A 7,949-nucleotide genomic window follows, 5' to 3' on the forward strand; every position below is an offset into this window, starting at 1 on the left:
ATTCCCGAAGATCACGTCGCCCGAATCGTGAGCGACATGATCGACGCCCTGGACGATCAGCTGTTTTTTGATGCTTATAAAGGGCGGGCGTCCTGCCTACCATCCGAAGATGATGGCGAAAATCGTCTTTTACGGATACACCCAGAGCCTATTTTCTGCGCGAGCCATCGAAGCTGCTGACACAACAGCAGAAAAACAGACGATCAAACTGCAAAGCGAGTTCGGACGAACACTCTACGCGCGCCGAAAAACGGACGTGGAGAGTGTATTTGGTCATGTCAAACAAAATCTAGGTTTTCAGCGATTCCACCTGCGCGGGCTGGAGAAAGTTCAGGTGGAATTCGGCTGGGTAGCCCTGGCCCACAATATACGGAAGGTGGCGGGGTGAAACGCCGCCAAAAGAAACGAGCAGCATAAGACATTATCAAAAAAGCCATGGTCACCATCTTCTTGGATGGCGTCCATGGCTTTTCCGTTCAGAGGCTTTTGATACAGCCCCATTTTACTTCCATAAATGTTATTGGTCGATATGCATGGTCGTCTCATTTAGAAACTGCTGTACCTCTTCGGGCGTTTTTCTCATTTTACTAACAAGACGGTGTACTTCTTTTCCATGATGAAAAGCAATAAAGCTTGGAATCCCAAATATATCATATTCCTGGCAAACATCTATAAATTCATCCCGATCGATGTGATAAAATGTAAAATCATTATTATTTTTTTCGATTTGTGGAAGTGCAGGTTCAATCACATGGCAGTCCGGGCACCAGTCGGCCGAAAACATGACCACTGTCTTGCTTTGTTGAATCGCGCTGTCAAATGCTTGTCTTGTTTCAATTGTTTGCATATACTTTCTCTCCTCAGCCTTGGTCTAACTTCATATCACCTAGTTTAATCCAATTTTGCTTTCGCATCCATTCAGAGAGAAACAGGCTGATCAGTGCAGGCCCAACAACGTGCAGAAGCAGGATACTCCACAGTACGTACGGCGTAAATCCCATGACAGAAAACGTCATTATTTGGCCAACAAAACCGCTGGTCCCCATTCCCGCGCCTGCTGCATTATTTTCCAATAAAAAGACCATCGTTGATAACGGTGCAAGCACCGCACCAGCCACAGTAGGCGGAATAAGAATCAACGGGTTCTTCACAATGTTTGGCACTTGCAGCATCGATGTACCAATACCAAGCGCAAATAAACCGGACACCCCATTTTCTCGGTAACTGCTTACAGCAAAACCTACCATTTGCGCAGCACAGCCGACTGCAGCCGCACCGGCTGCTATGCCTTCTAAATCAATCATTATCGCAATCGCCGCTGCAGAAATTGGAGCTGTTAACGCCAGTCCCATTAGCACCGCAACAAGAATTCCCATAATAAATGGCTGTTGATCCGTCGCCCACATAATGAGCTCTCCAAATCCTAATAAGCCTGTGTTAATAATAGGACCGAGAAAATAAGCAATTGTAAAACCAGTTCCAATCGTTACAAACGGTGTGACGATAATATCGAGCTTCGTTTCTTTAGAAACCAGTTTACCTAATTCTACCGATATCAAAACCGCTAGAAACGCGCCTGCCGGTCCGCCAAGTTCTGCACCAGCCTCACCACTAATCACTGCGGAAAACATAATAAGCGGAGGTGCATGCAGTCCGTAAGCAATCGCTGCTCCAATCGCCGGCCCCATTAAACCCATGGCGAGTGTCCCCATATCTACAAAATAAGACCAGCCCAGCTGTTCCCCAATAGTTTGAATAATAAGTCCAATAATGAGCGAAGAAAACAGTCCCAGCGCCATATAACTTAACGCTGTAACACTATATGTCTTTACAGATAACTTTACACCCTTTTCCAAAAAAAAGGACTTCATTGGCTCCTCCCCCTATTTTCTTATTGAAACATTTCCCTAGTTTCATAATAACTTGTTTGCAAATTCATAAGCAACAATATTATGATTTACATAATGGTTTATTATTTTCATAGAGGAGGAATCATGATGGAATTAAACGTATACTTAGCTGGACAAATTCATGATGACTGGCGGGCAGAAATCCGGCAGAAAGCAGAAGAAATGGAGCTCCCGCTTCATTTTACAGGCCCAATGGAAAATCATGACCGCTCCGATAACATTGGAGAAGAAATTCTCGGCAAACAGCCCAATTCCGTGTTAAAGGATGAAGCGGCTTCTAGTCTCAATAACTTGCGCACACAAATTCTTATGCAAAAAGCCGATGTGGTGATTGCTTTATTTGGGGAGCAGTATAAACAATGGAACACCGCAATGGATGCCAGCACAGCTGTCGCCTCAGGGAAACCGCTGATTTTAATCCGTCCCGAAAAACTGCATCACCCTGTAAAAGAAATCGCAAATAAAGCACAGGTTGTTGTTGAAACAAAAGAACAGGCCTTACAAGCGTTGTCTTATGTGTTTGAAACACAATAACAATGAATATCGATGGCAGCCGCTGCAGCACATGTATGACATGTTAATAAAGACAGCCTGGCTAGCGTCAAACTTTTAGATACAGACAACAGCCAAGCTGTACTCATACTGATTTCATCAAAATGTTAACAGCGTTAATCATCTCTTTTCCTACTAGTAAAACAAAGATAGATAAGCCGCTACATGCCAGCTTATCTATCTTTGTTTTGGTTCCTTATTCGTCTAGGCATGGACAGGCTGGGGATTCGCTCTTCGCCCGCACAAAAATTCCGCACTGGTCATGGACAAAAGATAACCGGGCAGCAGGACGAAATAAGCCGATACACGAGACATCTGAGTATAACAAATACCACCTTATTCGCTGCGATCCCGCTCATGACGTTATGCCTTTCTCTTTTTTATTCGGCCTATTCCAAGTTGCTTTGCTTCTTCACGCAAAGCTTTCAATAAACTGATGGCCATAAAAGCAATAATAATAGAAAATGGCAAAGCGGCTATAATCATCATGTTTTGCAATGCTTGAAGACCACCCGTATACAGCAGTGCCGCCGCTGTTGCAGAGAGCAAAACCCCCCATGTGAATTTCACTTTGTTACCAGGAGAGTGTGAGCCATTTGTTGTCATCATCCCCAATACATATGTGCCGGAATCAGCAGACGTAATGAAAAATGACCCAAGAAGCACCATTGCAGTAATGGATGTTACAAGAGACAAAGGGTAATGCGAAAAGACACCAAATAACGATTCTTCTGCAGATAAGCTTGATATTTCCGCAATACCATTATGTTCAAGTGCAATGGCTGAACCTCCGAAAGTTGAGAACCACAAAAAAACAACGATGGAAGGGATCAGCAGGACAAAAAACACAAATTCCCGAATACTTCTTCCTTTTGAAACCCGGGCAATAAAGATACCTACAAAGGGTGCCCATGCAATCCACCAAGCCCAATAAAAAATGGTCCATCCGTTAATCCATTCACGAATGTCTTCATTCAAAGGTGCAATTCTAAAACTCATCTGCGGCAGTGTTTGAATATAGGCCCCCACTGTATCAGTAAATAAATTGAGAATAAATAACATGGGGCCGAACAGGAACATCAGCAAAAATAAAGCGCCGGCTAAAATCATGTTAGCATTACTTAATATTTTTATTCCCTTCCCTAACCCAGACCAAGCCGATAGTAAAAATAAAACAGTAACAATGGCAATAATAGTAAATTGCGCCCAAATAGTTGCAGGCAGTTCAAACAGATATGCCAAACCGCCATTGATTTGAACTGCTCCAAATCCAAGCGATGTTGCAACACCAAGAACCGTTGCCAGTACAGAAAAGATATCAATCCCTTTTCCTGTCATCCCCTTCACTTTATCACCGAAAATAGGGTGTAGCGTTGCACTTATTAAATTCAATTTATCATGCCTGAAATGAAAATATGCAATGGCTAAAGCAACAATGGCATATATACTCCAAGCATGAATTCCCCAATGAAAAAAAGTGAATCTTAGTGCATCCTTTATCGCCTGATCGGTACCAACTTCACCAGTGGGAGAACTGATAGCATAATGGCTGATTGGTTCTGACGTTCCATAAAAAATAAGTCCTATCCCCATTCCAGCACTAAACAACATAGCAATCCAAGCAGGTCTGGAAAATTCCGGTTTTTCATCTTGATTTCCAAGCTTTATTCGGCCAATCGGTGAAAGAAGTAAATAGAGGCAGATAACCAGAACAATCGTAACTAAGATCAGATAATACCATCCAAATACATCAGAAAAGAAAGTTTGAATAGTGAAAGTGGCGTTTTCCAATATATCAGGAATAATAATGCCGGTAATAACGAGCAGAGAAAGGATAAAGATTGAAATGTAAAACACTACATAACGTTGGTCCATCACATTACCTCCCGCATGTGCTAACGTTTGATGTTAGTGTTTTCTTGTTGCCTTACTAAAATGTAAAAAGCAGCTAATCTTTCGTCTCTTTTTTTCTATAAGAAAAGTGATATTAGCTGTGACACATCTGCGTTTTCTTATTGCCAACAAAAAAATCACTTTGTCTTGTGTGAAGGCATTAGATTGGATGAGGAAAAGCTCAGCTGAAGATCCATCTGAGGAAGTGGTTTCCGATGAGCTTAACGCACTGCCCTCAGCAGGCCGAAAATGATAATTCTAACCAACATAAAAAGTACACCACCTTAACGTCAGTGGTGTACGAAATCAAATAAGATGTACCTCTGCTGTTATATAGATAACTGTTTCTCTTTATATGACAATTTCCGGCTGTTTCTGTCAGGAATGTTTTTGATAAAAAAGCCACTGTCCATAAAGCAGGCGCACAACGTGGGAAAACATTTGTTCACGAAGGATAAGACCATTAGAAAATATACCAACTGCTCCTTCATAATGACTCACTTCGTGCTTATTCGTATAAGCATCCATCACTGTTTTTAACTCGTAACCGTTGTAAAGACCGTCAGCTACCTCTTGCGGGAGACCTATTTTCGCCCCAGAAGCCGTTAATACGCGGCCTTTTTGATCGACAAGCGCTCCCCAGTTACAAAGGTATAAACCATCGTCCATCGGCTCGACGCCGCCTTCTAATCCAATGCCGATAAACGCATCCATCTGCACTGATTGTTTTGCCCGCCCGATGGCTCCAGCTTTCGTTTCAGCATCGGAAAAAGGCTGGTCACTCACTCCCGAACCGACGTCATATCCCACCACGTCATATTGCCCGCTCGTAAATACTTCCTGGACAGCTTTTATTTTTGTTTTATTCTTAGATCCAACGGCGATGATGTGTTTCATTGCTATTTATACACCTTTTCGAATTTCTTCCACTGCTTGCTTGTCGGTCGCTTGAACAAGCTTTACAATGAATTCTTTTGCAGCCGCGTAATCATCCACGTGCAAGATGGATGCAGAAGTATGAATATACCTGGAGCAGACACCAACCACCGCCGACGGTACCCCGTCATTTGCGATGTGAACACGCCCGGCATCGGTTCCTCCCTGTGATACAAAGAATTGATAAGGAATGTTATGTGTTTCTGCTGTGTCTAACAAAAATTCACGCATACCGCGGTGTGTAACCATCGTCCGGTCAAAAATTCTCAGCAGTGCTCCTTGCCCAAGTTGGCCGAACGCATTTTTACCACCTGTGGCGTCATTTGCCGGACTGGCGTCCAAAGCATAAAAAATATCGGGCTTAATCATATGAGAAGAAGTAGCGGCTCCGCGTAAACCAACTTCTTCTTGGACAGTAGCGCCAGAATATAATGTATTCGGAAGAGACGTTCCTTGCAATCCCTTTAACAGTTCAATGCTAAGTCCGACACCGTAGCGGTTATCCCACGCTTTTGCTAATATTTTTTTCTTATTGGCCATCGGAGTAAATGGACAAATCGGTACAATTTGCTGGCCGGGTTTTATCCCAATTTGTTCCGCATCTTCTTTATCATCAGCACCAATGTCTATGTACATTTTCTTTAAAGGCATTGGCTTGTTCCTCTGCGCTTCCTCTAACAAATGAGGAGGGGTGGAACCGATAACACCAATAACCGGGCCATTGTCTGTCATAATCTGCACCCGTTGTGCCAAGAGCACCTGGCTCCACCAGCCGCCTAACGTTTCAAAGCGGATTAATCCCTTTTTTGTAATAGACGTAACCATAAAGCCAACTTCATCCATGTGGCCGGCAACCATCACCTTTGGACCGTCGCTCGCTCCTTTTTTGACACCGAATACACTTCCTAGATTGTCCTGAACAATCTCATCACTGTATGTTTCTAATTCACTCTTTACAAACTTTCTCACTTCATGTTCAAAGCCGGGCGCCCCCGGTAATTCCGTTAATGTTTGAAATAATTGCTGGGTTTCTTGTTTCATAACAGTCCCCTTTCTCTTCCATTTGTTATTCATTTTACCGAATGCCTGTATTTTTTTCTAGCATGGGGCGATTAACGTTTGGAAATTGCTGTGATATAGTCTATACTTGAGAAAAAAGCAAAGAAAGGCAGGTATATGTATGAGAGTAAAAGATATCCTTGTCGGAGCAGGCATTGGCTTTCTAGCAGGTTATGCATTAAAAGAATACAGTAACAACGGCCAAATCTCCCCTGAAAAAGCACTGAAAACAGTGAAAGAGAACATTCAAGACCAGATCCCCGTTAACGGTTCCTGGATTCATATGACAGCTGAAAACTACCAAAAAGATGACCTTGAATACAAAGTGTACCGCGGCGGTATTTCCAGCACAAAAGAAGGAGAAACAAAACAAATGGACTTTATCGTCGATGCGAAAACCGGCACCATTCTTGAACTTTCTTCGTAAATCATACACATATAAGAAAAGCGCAAGCGCCCTGGAAGACAGAAAAAAACTGGGACAAAAGGATAAGAACGACAAAATAATCCGAACGATTGATTACAATCAGTCCGGATTATTTGTTTACTATCGCCGTTTCTATCATTGCTCCGTCAACATCCTTCGCGTTCTGCAGGCGCGGTTTCAACTTGGTAAAGAAAAGCCCGTTACCAAGTGAATCTTCGGCTCGTGCTTGGACGTACAGGACGTGCTAGTGCCGGTGTTGGCCGCACGATGCGGCTGGTCTTAGCCGACGTCCTGCAGCGAGTCTCCGTATGTTGACGATGCTTCGCCTGCACTTTCATAGCTTGTTTTCCGGTTTTTGGAGGCAGCCTGTTTTAAATGTAACCCAGCTCCACTTTATTTTACCGGTTTTTTATGATTCCTAAAATCAATGCCGTAACAACCATTCCGATTAACAGAGCCAGTACATAAAGCCATGGGCTTCCACCTTGGATGGCTGGGATAACAAATACTCCTCCGTGCGGAGCAGGCAAGCCGTTCCCAAACCACATGGCAAATGCACCGGCGGTTGCCGAACCGGCAATGGATGCAGGAATAACGCGCCCTGGATCAGCTGCTGCAAATGGAATCGCTCCTTCTGTGATGAAAAAGGCACCGAGAAAATAACTGGATACCCCCGTTTCCCGCTCCTCTTTCGTGAATTTCTTTTTAAACAATGTGGTGGCAAGCGCAATGCCTAACGGCGGCACCATCCCGCCTGCCATAATAGCAGCATGCGGAGCGAAGTTTCCTGCTTCAATCATTGCAATTCCAAACGTAAATGCTGCTTTATTGATAGGACCTGCTAATTACATGATACTACCCATCAAACGGTATCAATCGGCAAACATACGCGCCAATTCTCGTGGGTCGTCACCACTTCCGATAATCTTGTATCCGACTCTTATTAATCGTGTCGCCTGCTCAATTCCTTCACAGTACGTAATATGTCCACTCGGTGCGATTAAAGCAAAGAACATGCCTCACCTCCTTAGCTGCATTATAGCAATATTTATGATTTTAATAAAAAAGTGTATTGACATCGTAAATACAAATATATAAAATGAAGTTAACAAATATAGGCAAGGGGTGCTTTTTATGAAATTCAAATTAGACCAAACTGTCATTTTCGAAGG

Annotated in this window: 8 protein-coding genes and 3 pseudogenes; 4 read left to right on the top strand and 7 right to left on the bottom strand. The window is 43.3% G+C overall.

Going from position 1 to position 7,949, the window contains the following annotated elements; all coding sequences use genetic code 11:
• Both BLT18_RS18860 and BLT18_RS18625 read left to right on the top strand, forming a co-directional pair.
• Positions 1-184, top strand: a pseudogene (locus BLT18_RS18860) (transposase); the annotation flags it as partial.
• A 9-nt stretch (positions 185-193) separates the two neighbouring features.
• Positions 194-388: pseudogene (locus BLT18_RS18625) on the top strand (transposase); the annotation flags it as partial.
• 129 nt (positions 389-517) lie between these two features.
• On the opposite strand, the gene BLT18_RS17620 reads toward BLT18_RS18625, so the two are convergent.
• The gene (locus BLT18_RS17620) at positions 518-847 is read right to left on the bottom strand and encodes a thioredoxin family protein (protein WP_091277026.1); all 330 of its coding nucleotides are present in this window, start codon (positions 845-847) and stop codon (positions 518-520) included.
• 13 nt (positions 848-860) lie between these two features.
• Positions 861-1,871 carry a PTS transporter subunit IIC gene (locus BLT18_RS17625; RefSeq protein ID WP_091277029.1) on the bottom strand — a complete coding sequence of 337 codons (1,011 nt, stop codon included), beginning with the start codon at positions 1,869-1,871 and terminating at the stop codon, positions 861-863.
• A gap of 126 nt (positions 1,872-1,997) precedes the next feature.
• Between BLT18_RS17625 and BLT18_RS17630 the strand changes: the two genes are divergently transcribed.
• The gene (locus BLT18_RS17630; protein WP_091277031.1) at positions 1,998-2,444 is read left to right on the top strand and encodes a YtoQ family protein; all 447 of its coding nucleotides are present in this window, start codon (positions 1,998-2,000) and stop codon (positions 2,442-2,444) included.
• Positions 2,445-2,825: 381 nt separating this feature from the next.
• Here the strand turns inward: BLT18_RS17630 and BLT18_RS17635 are convergent, their stop codons facing one another.
• The 3 genes from BLT18_RS17635 to BLT18_RS17645 all read right to left on the bottom strand — a co-directional run bounded on the left by BLT18_RS17635 (position 2,826) and on the right by BLT18_RS17645 (position 6,332).
• Positions 2,826-4,337: a glycine betaine uptake BCCT transporter gene (locus BLT18_RS17635; protein WP_091277033.1), complete on the bottom strand. Its 1,512-nt coding sequence runs from the start codon at positions 4,335-4,337 to the stop codon at positions 2,826-2,828.
• 396 nt (positions 4,338-4,733) lie between these two features.
• Positions 4,734-5,252: a DUF84 family protein gene (locus BLT18_RS17640; protein ID WP_091277037.1), complete on the bottom strand. Its 519-nt coding sequence runs from the start codon at positions 5,250-5,252 to the stop codon at positions 4,734-4,736.
• A gap of 6 nt (positions 5,253-5,258) precedes the next feature.
• A complete protein-coding gene (locus BLT18_RS17645) occupies positions 5,259-6,332 on the bottom strand; it encodes a M42 family metallopeptidase (RefSeq protein WP_091277040.1) in 1,074 nt (357 codons plus the stop codon).
• Between the two features lie 139 nt (positions 6,333-6,471).
• On the opposite strand from BLT18_RS17645, the gene BLT18_RS17650 reads away from it, so the two are divergent.
• Entirely contained in the window at positions 6,472-6,777 is a 306-nt protein-coding gene (locus tag BLT18_RS17650; protein WP_091277043.1) for a PepSY domain-containing protein, read from the top strand.
• Between the two features lie 398 nt (positions 6,778-7,175).
• On the opposite strand, the pseudogene BLT18_RS17655 reads toward BLT18_RS17650, so the two are convergent.
• Together BLT18_RS17655 and BLT18_RS18455 are read right to left on the bottom strand one after the other, a co-directional pair.
• Positions 7,176-7,622, bottom strand: a pseudogene (locus BLT18_RS17655) (fructose-specific PTS transporter subunit EIIC); the annotation flags it as partial.
• 27 nt (positions 7,623-7,649) lie between these two features.
• Complete coding sequence (locus BLT18_RS18455) at positions 7,650-7,793, bottom strand: hypothetical protein (protein ID WP_175487547.1); 144 nt, start codon at positions 7,791-7,793, stop codon at positions 7,650-7,652.
• Positions 7,794-7,949: the final 156 nt, after the last annotated feature.

Source organism: Alteribacillus persepolensis (assembly GCF_900099605.1).
GTDB lineage: Bacteria > Bacillota > Bacilli > Bacillales > Marinococcaceae > Alteribacillus > Alteribacillus persepolensis.